Consider the following 16,183-nt stretch of genomic DNA (forward strand, 5'->3'; position numbering starts at 1 on the left):
CCATGTATGTTGCCGTCAAAGGAGGTGAGGCCGCCATCGACAATGCCCATCGCCTGCTGGCCGACCGCCGTCGCGGCGACCGCTCGCTGCCTGCGATAGGCATCGACCAGATCGTCGCACAGCTGGCGCTTGCCGTCGACCGTGTCATGGCGGAAGCCTCGCTCTACGACCGCACGCTCGCCGCACTTGCCATCCGTCAATCGCGCGGCGACATGATCGAGGCAATTTTCCTGCTGCGCGCCTATCGCACGACGCTGCCACGCTTCGGCTATTCGAAACCGCTCGACACCGCGGCGATGAAGATCGAGCGTCGCGTTTCGGCGACCTACAAGGATTTGCCTGGCGGCCAGCTTCTCGGTCCAACCTTCGACTACACGCACCGGCTGCTCGATCCTTCGCTGCTTTCCGACGAGTCCGTTGAAGAACCGGCCCAACGCCCGGCAGAAGCCGGCCGCATCATGCGCGTGTCGGAGATCCTTGGCCAGGAGGGGCTGATCGAGGCCGACGGCGATATGCCGGAAGATCACGAGATCGGTGACCTTACCCGTGAACCGATGGAGTTTCCGATGAGCCGCGACCTTCGCCTGCAGGCGCTCGCTCGCGGCGACGAGGGCTTCCTCCTGGCACTCGGCTACTCCACGCAACGGGGCTATGGCCGCAATCATCCCTTCACCGGGGAAATCCGCATCGGCGAGGTCGAAGTCGAATTTTACGTTCCAGAACTCGGCTTTGCCGTGTCGCTTGGCACGATCCAGTTGACCGAGTGCCAGATGGTCAATCAGTTCAAGGGTTCGGCCAAGGCCCCGCCGCAATTCACGCGCGGTTACGGCCTCGTCTTCGGCCAGAGCGAACGGAAGGCGATGTCAATGTCGCTGGTCGATCGCGCCCTACGCGCCGAAGAGCTCGGGGAAGACATCACGGCGCCGGCACAAGACGAGGAGTTCGTCATTTCTCACTCCGACAATGTCCAGGCGACCGGCTTCGTCGAGCATCTGAAATTGCCGCACTACGTGGATTTCCAGGCCGAACTGCACCTCGTGCGCCGAATGCGCCGCGACTTCGAAGCCAACCGTGCCGGCGGCGACACCACCAAGGAGGCGGCTGAATAATGAGCGATCTTGCCACCTACAACTTCGCCTATCTCGACGAACAGACCAAGCGGATGATCCGCCGTGCCATCTTGAAGGCCATCGCGATTCCCGGTTATCAGGTGCCTTTTGCTTCGCGCGAAATGCCCATGCCCTATGGTTGGGGTACCGGTGGGGTCCAGGTGACCGCTTCGATCATTGGACCGGACGACGTGCTCAAGGTCATCGACCAGGGCGCCGACGACACCACGAACGCTGTCTCCATCCGCGCCTTCTTCCAGAAGGTTGCAAACGTCGCGGTGACCACTCACACCAAAGATGCGACGATCATCCAGACGCGTCACCGCATCCCTGAAGAGCCGCTCGCAGCCAACCAAGTGCTCGTCTATCAAGTGCCGATTCCCGAACCGCTCCGCTTCCTCGAGCCGCGCGAAACCGAAACGCGAAAAATGCATGCGCTGGAAGAATACGGCCTCATGCATGTGAAGCTCTATGAGGACATCGCCCATAACGGCCGCATCTCCAAGACCTATGCCTATCCGGTCAAGGTCGCCGGCCGCTACGTGATGGACCCTTCTCCGACGCCGAAATTCGACAATCCGAAAATGCATATGTCGGATGCACTGCAGCTGTTCGGCGCCGGCCGCGAGAAACGGATCTACGCCGTGCCGCCCTATACGGAAGTCGTCAGCCTCGATTTCGAAGACTACCCTTTCGAGATCCAGCGCTTCGGCAAGCCCTGCGCGCTTTGCGGCGCGCAGGACGTCTATCTCGACGAAGTGATCCTCGACGACAAGGGAGGACGTATGTTCGTCTGCTCGGATACCGATCATTGCGAAGACCGCCGCGAGCAGGGACACGCAGGCGAGATGCTTGCGCCGAAGGAGGCTGCGGAGTGACCGACGCCCCTCTTCTCAAAGTCAACGACGTCTCGAAATTCTACGGCAATCGTATCGGCTGCCGGAATGCATCTTTCGAACTCTGGCCCGGCGAAGTGCTGGCTGTCGTCGGCGAGTCCGGTTCCGGGAAAACGACGCTACTCAATTGCATCTCGACGCGCCTGATGCCGACGACCGGTAGCGTCGAATATCATATGCGCGACGGCAACTATCGCGATCTCTACCGGATGAACGAGGCAGAGCGTCGCTTCCTGATGCGCACCGATTGGGGTTTCGTGCACCAGAATCCGGCCGACGGCCTGCGCATGACCGTTTCGGCCGGCGCCAATGTCGGCGAACGGCTGATGGCGATTGGCGATCGGCACTACGGCCAAATCCGCTCGACGGCCGTCGATTGGTTGGAGCGTGTCGAAATCGACGCCAGCCGTATCGATGATCAGCCCCGTGCTTTCTCTGGCGGCATGCGCCAGCGCTTGCAGATCGCTCGCAATCTCGTCACCAAGCCGCGGCTCGTCTTCATGGACGAACCGACCGGCGGCCTCGACGTCTCGGTTCAGGCGCGCCTGCTCGATCTGGTTCGCGGTCTCGTCAATGATCTCGGCCTTTCGGCCATCATCGTCACACACGATCTCGCAGTCGCGCGTCTGCTCTCGCATCGCATGATGGTGATGAAGGACGGCTGTGTCATCGAACACGGTTTGACCGATCGGGTGCTCGATGACCCACGCGAGCCCTACACGCAATTGCTCGTCTCATCGATCCTGCAGGTCTGAAAGGCAACAATCATGGCAACGCCCCTCGTCGTTTCCGAAGTCTCGAAGAGCTTCACCATGCATTTGCGCGACGGCATCAAGCTGCCGGTCGTCTCCGATGTCGCCTTCTCCGTTGCCGCCAGCCAATGCGTCGTCCTTGGCGGTCCTTCGGGGATCGGCAAGAGTTCCCTGCTCAAGATGATTTACGGCAATTACGCAGTCGACGCCGGCCAGATCCTGATCAGCCACAAGGCCCGGATTGTCGACCTTGCCTCTGCGGACCCACGCACCATTATCGATGTCCGGCGTCATACGCTCGGCTATGTCAGTCAGTTCCTGCGCACCGTGCCGCGCGTTGCCGCGATCGATGTCGTTGCCGAACCGCTGGTTGCCCTTGGCGAGGCGGCAGCCGGCGCTCGCGAAAAGGCTGCAGCACTACTCGAAAAGCTCAACCTTCCCGAAGCGCTATGGCAATTGCCGCCTGCGACTTTCTCGGGTGGCGAGCAGCAGCGCGTCAACATCGCTCGCGGTTTCATAACGGAGCATATGGTGCTGCTGCTCGATGAGCCGACCGCTTCTCTCGACGCAAGAAACCGCGCCGTTGTCATCGGCATGATCGCGGAGAAAAAAAAGGCAGGTGTTGCCCTTCTCGGCATATTCCATGACGAGGAGGTGCGAGAGGCGGTCGCCGATCGCATCCTCGACGTCCAGCAGTTTTCACCGCGAAAGGCGCTTGCAGCATGAGCCGGAAGCTGGGCGACATGCCCTTTATTCATGAGACCGCCTCCGTCAGCGATGCCACCCTTGGCCGTTATACCGAAATATCCGAGCGCTGCCGGATCAGCGAAGTCGAATTCGGCGATTATTCCTACATCATGCAGGACGGCTCCATCTGGTGCGCGACGATCGGCAAGTTCGTCAATATTGCCGCCGCCGTCCGCATCAACGCGACCAACCATCCGACATGGCGCGCCACGTTGCATCACTTCACCTATCGCGCCGCGGACTACTGGCCGGATGCGAACATGGAGACGGAATTCTTCGAATGGCGGCGTTCCAATCGCGTCGTCATCGGCCATGACGTCTGGATCGGCCACGGGGCCACCATCCTGCCCGGCGTCACCGTCGGCAATGGTTCGGTGATCGGCGCAGGCGCCGTCGTTTCCAGCAATGTCGCACCCTATACGATCGTCGGCGGCGTTCCCGCAAAGCTTATCCGTGAGCGCTTTCCCAAGGAAATCGGCGAGCGCATGGACAAACTTGCCTGGTGGGACTGGGAACATTCACGGCTGCGTGCAGCGCTTGAGGATTTCCGTGCACTGTCGGCCGAAGACTTCCTTTGCCGGCATGCTGGCTAAGGCTCAGCTTACAAGGAAAGTTCTATGTCGCCGCCTGATCATCATTCTGTCACGGAAATCTTTTAGCCGGGGAGCTTGCTTGCAGTGCGTCGCCAAATCACTGACATTGCGGCTCTGCTCGACCATTTTTTCAGGACAAGAACGTTGCGCTACGCCCTTTATTTCACGCCGCCGAAGGACGATCCCCTGAACGTTGCTGCTTCCGTCTGGCTTGGGCGCGACGCATTTGCGGGAGAAACTTACCCGGCTCCCGAGGAACAGGGGATGCCGGCGGCAGAGCAGTTCGCGCTGACAGCCGATCCGCGCCGTTACGGCTTTCATGCGACCATAAAGGCGCCTTTTGCGCTTGCCGCTTCAGTCAACGAGAAAGACTTGATGGCTTTCGTCGAGGATTTCACCGGCCGTACACCGGCTGTCGAAATCCCCGAAATTGTCCTCGGGCAGATCGGTCGCTTCTTTGCGCTCGTTCCAGGTTTTCTGCATGCGCCGCTTCAGGATTTTGCGGCAAGCGTGGTAAAGTCCTTCGAGCCGTTTCGCGCAGCGCTTTGCGAGGCCGATATTGCAAGACGAAAGCCTGAAAAGTTGACTGAAAGCCAGCGCGCCAACCTCATGCGCTGGGGTTATCCCTATGTAATGGAGGACTTCGGTTTTCACATGACGCTGACCGGCCAGGTGCCCGAAGAGCGATCGGCATTGATGAAATCGATCCTTGAAAAGCGTTTTGCCGCCTTCATTGGCCGGCCGCTTTCCATCTCCGGCCTCGCCGTTTTCACTGAAGAAGATCGGGGCGGGCCCTTCAAGATTCATTCCTGGCTGCCGCTTGCTGGCGCCAAACGCTGAGAGATCCGCAGATGACCACAGAGACAGTGCTTTCCAACGCCCGAGTCGTTCTTCAAGACGAGATCGTCAATGGCTCGCTTTTGATCCGCGATGGCAGGATTGCCGATATCTCCGAAGGCAATTCGGCAAGTGGAGAGGATTTCGAAGGCGATTACCTCATCCCCGGCCTCGTCGAACTCCATACCGACCATCTGGAGGGCCACTATTCGCCTCGTCCCGGCCTGCGCTGGAACAAGACGGCGGCAATCCAGGCCCATGATGCCCAGATCGTCACCTCCGGCATCACCACAGTTTTCGACTGCCTGCGGATGGGCGCGGACGAGGACGGAGGCTTTGAACATGGCGAAATGCGCGAGATGGCTGATGCCATCCAGAAGGCAGAGCAGGAAGGCAGGCTTCGCGCGGAGCACCTGATCCACCTGCGCTGCGAAGTCTCGGCCCACAACGTGCTGGAGCACTTCGCGGACTTCGAGGACGATCCCTATGTTCGCCTCGTTTCACTGATGGACCACGCGCCGGGACAGCGTCAGTTCCAGACCATGGATCAATACGTCTTCTACTATCAGAAGAAGCGCGGCCTTTCGGACGAGGAGTTCGCGCGCTTCATAGAAAAGCGGCTCGGCGAATCGGCTCGCAATTCGACGCCGCACCGCACCGCGATCGCCAAGGTCTGCAAAGAGCGCGGTATCACGGTTGCGAGCCACGACGATGCGACCCTTGCCCATGTCGACGAGGCGATCGAAAACGGCGTGCGCCTTGCGGAATTTCCCACGAGCTTCGATGCTGCCAAGGCATCGCACGAACATGGAATGAGCGTGTTGATGGGCGCTCCCAATGTGGTGCGGGGCAAGTCTCACTCAGGCAACATCGCCGCTCGCGATCTTGCCGAGCGCGGCGTCCTGGACGTGCTCTCTTCCGATTACGTGCCGCTCAGCCTGCTTTACGCACCCTTCATCCTTGCCGACGAGGTGGAGACCATTTCGTTGTCCAGGGCCATCGCAATGGTGACCGCCACGCCCGCGCGCACCGTCGGCCTGGATGATCGCGGCCGGATCGACATCGGCCTTCGTGCCGATCTTGTCCGCGTCTTCCGCAAAGAAGGCGTCCCGGTGACCCGTTCCGTCTGGCGCGAAGGGCGCCGGGTCGCATGATCCCCTCGCACGAGCCACACTTGGTACCAGGCACCGAGCGGGGCATCATGGTCGTTGTCGTCGGCCCGAGCGGCGCCGGCAAGGACACGCTGATAAACCTGGCGGCACAGCATTTCGCCGGCCGTCCCGACGTGCACTTCGTCCGCCGCGTCATCACGCGGGACGGGGATGCCGGCGGCGAGAATCATCTGTCCGTTTCCGACGGAGGCTTCGTTTCTATGGAGCAGTCCGGCAACTTCGCCGTTTGGTGGGAGGCGCATGGCCTGAAATACGGAATTCCAGCAGAGGTTTCCGTCGCGCTCTCCAAGGGACACCTGGTAATCGCCAACGGCTCCCGCTCGGCACTCCACCTGTTTCACGCCGTTTTTCCCCGCCTCAAGGTTATCAACGTAACCGCCCGCCCAGAAGTGCTGGCAGGCCGCCTCGAAGCCCGCGGCCGCGAGACGCACGAAGATATCATGGCCCGCCTCGCTCGAGGCCCGCTGACCGTCCGCGGCGACTACGACGTCACCGAACTTGACAACAGCAGTTCCCTGGAAGAAGCCGGGCGCAAGATCATCAAGACGCTCAGCGGCTTCCTCGCCCAAATTGGTTAGCCGACTTCATTCTTCGCGCCCCGAGACGATCTCACGTTTGCCGACATGGTTCGCGGGGCCGACGAGGCCCTCCTTTTCCATGCGCTCGACAAGCGATGCCGCCCGGTTATAGCCGATGCCGAGGCGGCGCTGGATGTAGGAGGTCGAGCACTTCTTGTCGCGCAGCACGACCTTGACAGCCTGGTCGTAAAGCTCGTTGCCATCCTCGGACGCGATCGCGCTCTTGTCGAAGACGGCGCCCTCTTCAGGGTCGGCATCTTCTTCTTCGTCAGCCGTGACCGTCTCCAGATATTCCGGACGGCCCTGCGTCTTCAGATGCGCGACGACCTTTTCGACTTCGAGGTCGGAGACGAACGGGCCATGAACACGGGAAATCCTGCCGCCACCTTGCATGTGCAGCATGTCGCCCTGGCCGAGCAGCTGCTCGGCGCCTTGTTCGCCAAGGATCGTGCGGCTGTCGATCTTCGACGTGACCTGGAAGGAAATCCGGGTCGGGAAATTCGCCTTGATGGTGCCGGTGATGACGTCGACGGACGGACGCTGGGTCGCCATGATGAGATGGATGCCGGCAGCGCGCGCCATCTGCGCCAGGCGCTGGATCGCGCCCTCGATCTCCTTGCCGGCGACCATCATGAGGTCGGCCATTTCGTCGACGATGACGACGATGTAAGGCATCGGCGTCAGATCCATTTCCTGCTGCTCTTCGATCGGTGCACCTGTGCCCTTGTCGAAACCGGTCTGGACCATGATGTGGACCGTCTCGCCCTTTTCGCGGGCCTGCGCGACACGGCCGTTGTAGCCGTCGATGTTGCGCACACCGAGGCGCGACATTTTCCGGTAGCGCTCCTCCATCTCGCGCACCGCCCATTTCAGCGCCATCACAGCCTTCTTCGGATCGGTAACGACGGGCGTCAATAGGTGCGGGATGCCATCATATACGGACAGTTCCAGCATCTTCGGATCGACCATGATGAGACGGCACTGTTCCGGTGTCATGCGATAGAGCAGAGAGAGAATCATCGTGTTGATGGCGACGGATTTTCCGGAGCCGGTTGTGCCGGCGACCAGCAGGTGTGGCATCTTTGCAAGCTCGGCGATCACCGGCTCGCCGCCGATCGTCTTGCCGAGGCCGAGCGCCAGCTTATAGCCGCTCTTCTCGAAATCCTGACTTTCGATCATCTCGCGGAAATAGACCGTCTCCCGCATCGCGTTCGGCAGTTCGATGCCGATGACGTTGCGGCCGGGCACGACGGCGACACGAGCCGACAGCGCCGACATGGAGCGGGCGATATCGTCGGCAAGTCCGATGACGCGCGACGACTTCACTCCGGGTGCAGGTTCGAATTCATAAAGCGTTACGACCGGACCCGGGCGGACGTGAATGATCTCGCCCTTGATGCCGAAGTCCTCCAGCACGCTTTCCAACAGCCCGGCATTCTGCTCCAGCGTTTCCTGGGGCATGATTTCGCCAAAGCGCTCCGGTGGTTCCTGCAGCAGCGAGCGCGGCGGAAACTCGTAGCCGGATGGATCGATATGCGCCGGGATTGCCTTTTGCGTTACGGCCCGCGGTGCGGGCGCCAGCGGTGCAGGGGCCTGCACACGGACCGGCATCGGCGCGATCGGCTGGGTTTTCGCGCTCAGCGGTGCTGGGCCCGACCTGGCCGCCGGAGCCTCGGCCGATATGGACCTTACAGGCGCTGGAGCGGCTATGGCCGTGGCTGGTGCGTCGGGCTTGTGCAGTCTTGCTCCCGGGCGCCATTCCATCACGCGGAAGTGTGAGATGATCGATTCCGCTGTTGCCTCAACCTTCGGCAGGAAGGCAACCGGCAGGATAATCGGGGCCGCAGTTGCTTCCTCGAAGGCCATGACTTCCCAGAAGGCGAAATCGGAAATGTCTGCAAGCTTTGACGAAGCGCGAAATTCAGGCTCGACCTGGACGTTGGGGATATATTTGGGATGATCGATCTCGGACACGGATGGCGCGGCTTCCGGCTCATAGATGTCGAACGGCACGTCGACCATCACCGGTGGCTCGACATCAACGGCCGGCTCTTGGCTGACGGTCGCCTCGCCATACGGCTGTTCCGATTCGGCCGGCGGGCGGCGTTTAATGATCAGGTTTTCCGGCGTGCGGGTAAAGCGCACGTTCGGTGCGAGCGAGAAATTGCTCTGCCAAACCGGTGCTGCGGGAGCGACATTCACGTCGTCGCCCGCGTGCTGTACGTCTATTTCCGAGGAAAAATCACCGGCATCCGTCAAATTCGTTCTGGGAAAACGCATGCGACCCGCTACTCACTCAAATTTCCGACCCGACCGGATTAGAAAATGAAGGTTAACAAGTTCCTTCCAGCCGCATCTAAACGGGACACCTCAAATACAAAAAACAACGCTTCGCCAATGAGTTAAGTCATCAAGAAAAATCTTTGAGGCCGAAAGCACGAAGGGCTCAGTGCGCTTGGTCCCAATTGGTAGCGGCACGGGCATCGACCTTCAACGGCACGCGCATTTCAAGGGCCGGCATGGCGGCGTTTTCCATGACGGAAACAATGATCGGCATCGCCTTTTCGACGTCGGCATCCTCGACCTCGAAGATCAACTCATCGTGCACCTGCAGCAGCATGCGAACCCGATCCGCAAGGCCGGCTTCGGCGAGTGCCGGTTCGATCTTGATCATTGCCCGGCGGATGACATCGGCAGCCGAACCCTGGATCGGTGCATTGATCGCCGCCCGCTCGTTAAAGGCGCGCACGGAAGGATTGGAGGAGCGGATTTCCGGGTAGTTGATTCGCCGCCCGAAGATCGTTTCGACATAGCCCTTGTCGCGCGCCATCTGTTTGCGGCTGTCCATATAGTCGCGAATGCCGGGAAACCGCTCGAAATATTTCTTGATGTAGTCACCCGCTTCCGAGCGCTCGATCGAGAGCTGGTTGGCAAGGCCGAAGGCGGAAATACCGTAGATGATGCCGAAGTTGATGGCCTTGGCACGGCGGCGCACTTCGGCCGGCATGCCATCGACAGGAACGCCGAACATTTCGGAGGCCGTCATCGCGTGAATATCGATGCCTTCGGCAAAAGCCTGTGTGAGCTGCGGAATTTCCGCGACATGTGCGAGCACGCGCAGTTCGATCTGGCTATAATCGGCAGAGATCAGCTTATGCCCGGGCGTGGAGATGAACGCGGTGCGGATTTTCCGGCCCTCCAGCGTGCGCACCGGAATATTTTGCAAGTTCGGCTCGGACGACGAAAGGCGCCCTGTTGTCGTCGAAGCCAGCGAATAGGAAGTGTGGACGCGCTTCGTCTGCGGATGCACGTATCCCGGAAGCGCATCTGTATAGGTGGATTTCAGCTTGGTCAGCTGGCGCCAATCGACGATCTTGCGCGGCAGCTCGAAACCCGCGGCAGCAAGGTCTTCCAGCACGCTTGCCGAGGTCGACCACTGCCCGGTCTTCGTCTTGCTGCCACCAGCAAGCCCCAGCTTGCCGAACAGGATATCGCCAAGCTGCTTTGGCGAGCCGATCGTGAATTTCTCACCCGCCAGCGCATAGATTTCGTCCTCCAGGCGCGCAGCGCCTTGCGCCAGTTCACCCGATAGGCGGGACAGGATCTGACGGTCGACCGTGATGCCGCGTTCTTCCATGCGCGCCAGTACCGGCAGCAGCGGGCGCTCCAGGCGTTCGTAGACGGCCGTCAGCTTTGCCGCGGCAAGACGTGGCTTCAGCACCATCCAGAGCCGCAATGTCACATCGGCGTCTTCGGCAGCGTAATGCGTAGCACGTTCGATATCGACGAGGTCGAACGTGACATTCGCCCTGCCGCTTCCTGCGATGTCCTTGTAGGCAATCGGTTTATGTCCGAGAAATTTTTCCGAGAGCGAGTCCATCCCGTGGGCGCCGGTGCCGGCGTCGAGCACGTAGGACATCAGCATCGTGTCATCGAAGCTCTTTGTCTCGACGCCGTATCGCTTCATCAGCAGATAATCATATTTCAGGTTCTGCGCGACCTTGAGGACGGACTCGTCTTCGAGCAGGGCTTTCAGCCGCGGCAGCGCGTCCCGCATCGGTATCTGATTGTCCGCAAGCCCTCCACCAAGGAGATCGCCGACGCCGTTCTTGTGGCCGATCGGGAGATAGGCAGCGCGCGTCTTGACACCTGCCGGGTTCTTGTCGTTGTCGGCAATCGCCATCGAGAATCCCACCAGCTCCGCCTGCATCGCATCAAGTGAAGTGGTTTCGGTATCGAATGCTACCAGACCGGTTGCCCGCGCATCGGCAATCCATTTGTCGAGCGTGGCAAGATCGCGAATCGTCACGTAGGTAGAATGATCGAATGGCAGCGCTGCAAACGCTTCGGCGCGGGTCCTGGCAAGTTCGGCGGGCGTAAAGCCTTTGCTGGCAGGCTTGGCCTTGACGGGGATCGGAACGGCGGCGCCCTCAACATCCGGAATGCCCCCCGCAACCGGCTCCGGCTCAACGGCATCGAGATCGGGGCCATGGGCAGCACTACCCCACTCGACTTTTACGTCGGCCGCCTCGATGGCACTGGCATCGCAATTGCACGCCTCCGCCACCCGGCGCGTCAGCGTCGTGAATTGCAACGCCTTCAGAAAGCCAATCAACTTCGGGCCGTTCTGCACTTCGAGAACGAGGTCGTCCAGACCAAGCACCAGCGGCACATCAGATCGCAACCGCACCAACTCGCGCGAGAGCCTTGCCTTGTCGGCATTTTCGAGGATCGCCTGGCGGCGCTTTTCCTGCTTGATCTCATGCGCGCGGTCCAAAAGCGTGTCGAGATCGCCATATTCCGCAAGAAGCTGCGCGGCGGTCTTCGGACCGATACCGGGAATACCGGGGACGTTATCGACCGAATCACCGGTCATGGCCTGCAGGTCGATCATCTTTTCGGGCGACACGCCCCATTTCTCGATCACGTCCGGGATGCCGATCTGCTTGTCCTTCATGCTGTCGTACATGTGGACGTTCGGCGTCACGAGCTGCATCAGATCCTTGTCGGAGGAGACGATCGTCACATCGGCGCCGGTCGCTTCCGCCTGTCGGGCATAGGTGGCGATGATATCGTCGGCCTCGAAGCCCTCGGTCTCGATGCAGGGCAGGTTGAAGGCGCGCGTCGCCTCGCGGATCAGCCCGAACTGCGGTATCAGCTCATCCGGGGGCGCAGAGCGATTTGCCTTGTAGGCATCATACAAATCCTTGCGAAAGGTCTTTGCCGAGTAGTCGAAGATAACCGCAAGATGCGTCGGCGTGACGCCGACGGAGGTGTCACGCGCATCGGTCAGCAGCTTCCAGAGCATATTGCAGAAGCCAGAGACCGCGCCGACCGGCAAGCCGTCGGACTTGCGCGTCAGCGGCGGCAGGGCATGAAACGCCCGGAAGATGAAACCCGAACCGTCAACAAGGAAAAGATGATCGCCTTTTTTCATGGCTGCATGGATAGCGTGGCGGGATGGAAACGTCCATTGCACATGGAGTTTGCGGAACTATTTTATTGCTGGGACAACTGACCTTCGCAAAGGGTTACCGTCGGAAAAGCGCAGCATCGCGGCGGCCCAGGCCGTGCCGTTTGTCTCGTGGCAGTCGTCTTTATCAGTTGCTGCGCACTTGCGGCGGTCGAGGACCTGCGATTGGTTTGTACCAGCAGATTTCAGCGGCTGAACGTTCTGCTTCTTTCCCGGTCAGCCCTTACGAGACTTTGCCTCACTGGGCTGATCTGCGCCCTTTGAGGCATGACGCTAATGCCGGATGGACCTTGGGTTCTGCTGGAATGGTCGCTCAAGGGCGCGGGAATAGTGCTTCACCGAACTGTTACCAATTTGTAATTGTCGGCTCGGCCGGCTTCCCTTGAAAAACCACATTCCCGGTCACAAATCAGATGTACCGGCGTTTGATCGCGCCGAGGGTCTGATTACCGGCTTGTCCCCCGCCGCATCAGGCTTGGACAAAGGCCTTATCCCCCTCTCCGGGCCTTTGTCCCCATTTTCAAGCCGCCATGGCCAACCTCCAGGCCATGGCGGCTTTGTTTTTTGTCGAAGATGCACATTTATGAAGCTGAAGGACAAGTTTTGATCCATCGCATGCGATTTGTTGCATTGTTTCGCGCCAGTTTTTGAGCCTAACTGCAATCATGGGATTCAACAGGATGGATTCAGGAGCATACCTTGCCAGCCAGTTGGCCAAGGGATTTGCCCGCTCGCTGCAACAGCGCGCGGCGGGGTTAGGTTTTTCTCCCGGGCAATTCCCGATCCTTCTCGAACTTTGGGCAGAAGACGGCCTCACGCAGAAGCAATTGCTCGAACGCGTCGATATCGAACAGGCGACGATGGCCAATACGCTTGCGCGCATGGCGCGCGATGGCCTCATAGAGCGCCGCCCCCATCCTTCAGACAAACGAGCGCAACTGATCTTCCTGACGCCCAATGCGCGGGCCATCGAAGATGAAGCGGTCAAGATCGCGCGTGAAGCCGATCTGGCGCTTTTCCAAGGCTTCAAGACCTTCGAACGCGAACTGATGCTGGAATATATCCGCCGCCTCCTTGAAAACGCGAAGAAAATCTGAGCGATTACGCCCTGTCTTGTTTCGATTTTCTTCCTCGAAACGTTCCCGCCTTTGGTCTATCGTCCGCCGAATTTCGAAAGGAGTCGGAAATGACAGACGTATCCTCGGTGCTTTCGCGCGCCGATCAGAATCTTGGTTCAAGCCTGGACAGACTGTTCGAGTTGCTGCGGATCAAATCGATCTCGACTGACCCTGCGTATAAAGCCGAGTGCCGCACGGCCGCCGAATGGCTGGTGGCCTATTTGAAGACCCTGGGCTTCGAGGCTTCCGTTCGCGATACTCCCGGTCACCCGATGGTCGTTGCGCATCATGCCGGCGCCAGTGCGGATGCGCCGCATATGTTGTTCTACGGCCACTACGACGTTCAACCAGTCGATCCAATCGAGCTTTGGGAAAACGATCCCTTCGAACCAGTCGTCAAGGACATGGGCAATGGCCGCAAGATCCTGACGGGCCGCGGTACAGCCGACGACAAGGGCCAGCTCATGACTTTCGTCGAAGCCTGCCGGGCCTACAAAGAGGTCAACGGCGCGCTTCCTTGCCGCGTCACCATCCTTTTTGAGGGCGAAGAGGAATCCGGCTCGCCGTCCCTCAAGCCATTTTTGGAGGCAAATGCGGCAGAACTGAAGGCCGATTATGCGCTTGTCTGCGATACCGGCATGTGGGACGGGCAGACCCCGGCGATTGCTGCTGCGCTTCGCGGCCTTGTCGGTGAAGAAGTCGTCGTTACGGCTGCCGACCGCGATCTGCATTCCGGGCTTTTCGGCGGCGCGGCGGCAAATCCCATCCATGTCCTGACAGCGGCGCTTGCCGGTCTCCACGACGATACCGGTCGCATAACACTCGAGAATTTCTATGAAGGCGTCGAGGAAACGCCTGCAAACATCAAGGCCTCATGGGAAAAGCTCGGCCAGACCTCTGAGGACTTCCTGGGCCAAGTCGGCCTTTCTGTGCCGTCCGGTGAAAAAGGCCGCTCCGTTCTGGAACTCACCTGGGCGCGTCCGACGGCTGAAGTCAACGGCATATGGGGGGGCTATACCGGCGAGGGCTTCAAGACAGTGATTGCCGCCAAGGCGTCGGCCAAGGTTTCCTTCCGCCTCGTCGGCAGACAGGATCCAGCAAAGATTCGAGAGACGTTCCGAAACTATGTCCGCTCGAAGCTTCCGGCCGATTGCTCGGTCGAGTTCCATGCCCATGGCGGTTCGCCGGCAATTCAACTTGCCTACGATTCTGCGGTGATTACCAAAGCAAAGAACGCGCTTTCGGACGAATGGCCCAAGCCCGCCGTCGTCATCGGCATGGGCGGCTCTATTCCGATCGTCGGCGATTTCCAGAGGATGCTCGGGATGGAATCGCTGCTCGTCGGTTTCGGCCTCTCAGATGACAGGATCCATTCGCCCAACGAGAAATACGAACTCGCCTCCTACCACAAGGGCATCCGCTCCTGGGTGCGCATCCTCGACGCATTGGCAGCTTGAATAAAAAGCGTGCCTGGCAATTTATGCCGGCACGCATCCAGACAGAACAATAAAGGCCGGATAAACCGGCCTTCATCAATCCGCTTCGCTTCAATGCCAGTACATCCGTGGTCAAGGAAAAAGCGGACTTTGGAGCCAAGATTGATCCCGAAAGATTAACACGCGATTAAAGCGCATTTGCAGTCGGGATGATAGGGAAACGGTCAAACGCCCGAGGCGCACGAAAACAATCCACCTGGCTTCGATCTGTGGAACCTGATATCGGAAGCCGCTCGGGCACTTTCAAGTGCCTGAGCCCGGAATCTTCCGTTCAAGCTGCGTTCATGCAATACGCGCTATAAACCATTGAAAGACAAGACGAATGGTTGCCGACTTATCAAAAGCGGCAAGGGCTTCGACTATTGCTCGCAACCGGCAAGAGCCGGAGCAAGAACAAATACCGGAGTGGCATGATGCTGCCTCCCAGGGAGTTGAAAACGTGAAATGTACCCTCTTGAAATTTGCCGCGGCCGGTATGGTGTTGTTTGCTCCGGCGATCGCTCAGGCGGCAGAAGGCTTCGCGACGACGAACGTCAATCTCCGGGCCGGCCCCAGCACAGCATATCCGGCAGTCACCGTTATTCCGGCCGGCGAATCCATCGAAATCTACGGCTGTCTTGCCGACGTGCCATGGTGCGACGTGGAGTTCTACGGCGCCCGTGGCTGGGTGCATGGCGGATATATCCAGGCTCTTTATCAAACGCGCCGCGTTTATGTCGGGCCTGAATATTATCGCCCGCTCGGCATTCCCGTCGTTGTCTTCAGCTTCGGCAGCTATTGGGATCGTTACTACCGTGACCGTGACTTCTATCGCGACCGCGATCGCTGGCGCCGCGGACCGGACTTCTATCGCGACTCGGATCGCCGTGAAAGGCGTCGGGACTTTGATGATCGTTCTGATCGCCTGCCTGATTTCGATCGCGCGCCCGACCGCAGGCCCAATATCGACAGGCAGTCGGACTTTTACCGTGATCTGCGCAGCGGCGATCGCAACCGCCGCAACTTCGAACGCCGAGACGATGATGGCGATCGCGTCATCCGGCGTAGCGACGACAATCGTGATCGCAGCCGCGGCGACAATGACCGCCGCAACTTCGAACGCCGAGGCGATGACGGCGATCGCGTCATCCGGCGTAGCGACGACAATCGCAATCGCACCCGTGGTGACAACGACCGCCGCAACTTCGAACGCCGAGGCGATGACGGCGATCGCGTCATCCGGCGTAGCGACGACAATCGCAATCGCACCCGTGGTGACAATGACCGCCGCAACTTCGAACGCCGAGGCGATGACGGCGATCGCGCCATCCGGCGCGGCGACGACAATCGCAATCGCACCCGTGGTGACAATGACCGCCGCAACTTCGAACGCCGAGGCGATGACGGCGATCGCGCCATCCGGCGCGGCGACG

General features: G+C 59.9%; 12 protein-coding genes and 1 pseudogene. 11 read left to right on the forward strand and 2 right to left on the reverse strand.

The window, feature by feature from the left end; genetic code table 11:
* The first annotated feature begins 2 nt into the window (after positions 1-2).
* The 8 genes from EV130_RS12590 to phnN all read left to right on the forward strand — a co-directional run bounded on the left by EV130_RS12590 (position 3) and on the right by phnN (position 6,684).
* A complete protein-coding gene (locus tag EV130_RS12590; RefSeq protein WP_074059785.1) occupies positions 3-1,109 on the forward strand; it encodes a carbon-phosphorus lyase complex subunit in 1,107 nt (368 codons plus the stop codon).
* The gene (locus EV130_RS12595; protein WP_132551398.1) at positions 1,109-1,987 is read left to right on the forward strand and encodes an alpha-D-ribose 1-methylphosphonate 5-phosphate C-P-lyase PhnJ; all 879 of its coding nucleotides are present in this window, start codon (positions 1,109-1,111) and stop codon (positions 1,985-1,987) included. The genes EV130_RS12590 and EV130_RS12595 overlap by 1 nt, the downstream gene beginning before the upstream one ends.
* Positions 1,984-2,760: a phosphonate C-P lyase system protein PhnK gene (gene phnK, locus EV130_RS12600; protein WP_074059783.1), complete on the forward strand. Its 777-nt coding sequence runs from the start codon at positions 1,984-1,986 to the stop codon at positions 2,758-2,760. The genes EV130_RS12595 and phnK overlap by 4 nt, the downstream gene beginning before the upstream one ends.
* A 12-nt stretch (positions 2,761-2,772) precedes the next feature.
* On the forward strand, positions 2,773-3,483 hold the full coding sequence (gene phnL, locus EV130_RS12605) for a phosphonate C-P lyase system protein PhnL (protein ID WP_074059782.1): 711 nt from the start codon (positions 2,773-2,775) through the stop codon (positions 3,481-3,483).
* Positions 3,480-4,097: a DapH/DapD/GlmU-related protein gene (locus EV130_RS12610; protein WP_132660484.1), complete on the forward strand. Its 618-nt coding sequence runs from the start codon at positions 3,480-3,482 to the stop codon at positions 4,095-4,097. The genes phnL and EV130_RS12610 overlap by 4 nt, the downstream gene beginning before the upstream one ends.
* A 144-nt stretch (positions 4,098-4,241) precedes the next feature.
* Entirely contained in the window at positions 4,242-4,937 is a 696-nt protein-coding gene (locus tag EV130_RS12615; protein WP_074063003.1) for a DUF1045 domain-containing protein, read from the forward strand.
* Between the two features lie 11 nt (positions 4,938-4,948).
* Positions 4,949-6,088 carry an alpha-D-ribose 1-methylphosphonate 5-triphosphate diphosphatase gene (locus EV130_RS12620; RefSeq protein WP_074059780.1) on the forward strand — a complete coding sequence of 380 codons (1,140 nt, stop codon included), beginning with the start codon at positions 4,949-4,951 and terminating at the stop codon, positions 6,086-6,088.
* Positions 6,085-6,684, forward strand: coding sequence for a phosphonate metabolism protein/1,5-bisphosphokinase (PRPP-forming) PhnN (phnN, locus tag EV130_RS12625; RefSeq protein WP_074059779.1), 600 nt, complete (start codon positions 6,085-6,087; stop codon positions 6,682-6,684). Before EV130_RS12620 ends, phnN begins: the two co-directional genes overlap by 4 nt.
* Positions 6,685-6,690: 6 nt before the next feature.
* On the opposite strand, the gene EV130_RS12630 is transcribed toward phnN, so the two are convergent.
* Entirely contained in the window at positions 6,691-8,964 is a 2,274-nt protein-coding gene (locus EV130_RS12630) for a DNA translocase FtsK (protein ID WP_132660486.1), read from the reverse strand.
* Positions 8,965-9,130: 166 nt separating this feature from the next.
* Positions 9,131-12,121 carry a DNA polymerase I gene (polA, locus tag EV130_RS12635; protein WP_074059777.1) on the reverse strand — a complete coding sequence of 997 codons (2,991 nt, stop codon included), beginning with the start codon at positions 12,119-12,121 and terminating at the stop codon, positions 9,131-9,133.
* 716 nt (positions 12,122-12,837) lie between these two features.
* Between polA and EV130_RS12645 the strand changes: the two genes are divergently transcribed.
* The 3 genes and pseudogenes from EV130_RS12645 to EV130_RS12655 form a co-directional block, all read left to right on the forward strand.
* Positions 12,838-13,254 (forward strand): MarR family winged helix-turn-helix transcriptional regulator, encoded by a 417-nt coding sequence (locus EV130_RS12645; protein ID WP_022713262.1) that lies wholly within the window; start codon positions 12,838-12,840, stop codon positions 13,252-13,254.
* An 89-nt stretch (positions 13,255-13,343) separates the two neighbouring features.
* Entirely contained in the window at positions 13,344-14,732 is a 1,389-nt protein-coding gene (locus EV130_RS12650) for a M20/M25/M40 family metallo-hydrolase (RefSeq protein WP_132551410.1), read from the forward strand.
* Positions 14,733-15,210: 478 nt separating this feature from the next.
* A pseudogene (locus EV130_RS12655) lies at positions 15,211-15,963 on the forward strand (SH3 domain-containing protein); the annotation flags it as partial.
* Positions 15,964-16,183 lie beyond the last annotated feature (220 nt).

It is taken from the genome of Rhizobium azibense (genome assembly GCF_004342325.1).
Taxonomy (GTDB): Bacteria; Pseudomonadota; Alphaproteobacteria; order Rhizobiales; family Rhizobiaceae; genus Rhizobium; species Rhizobium etli_B.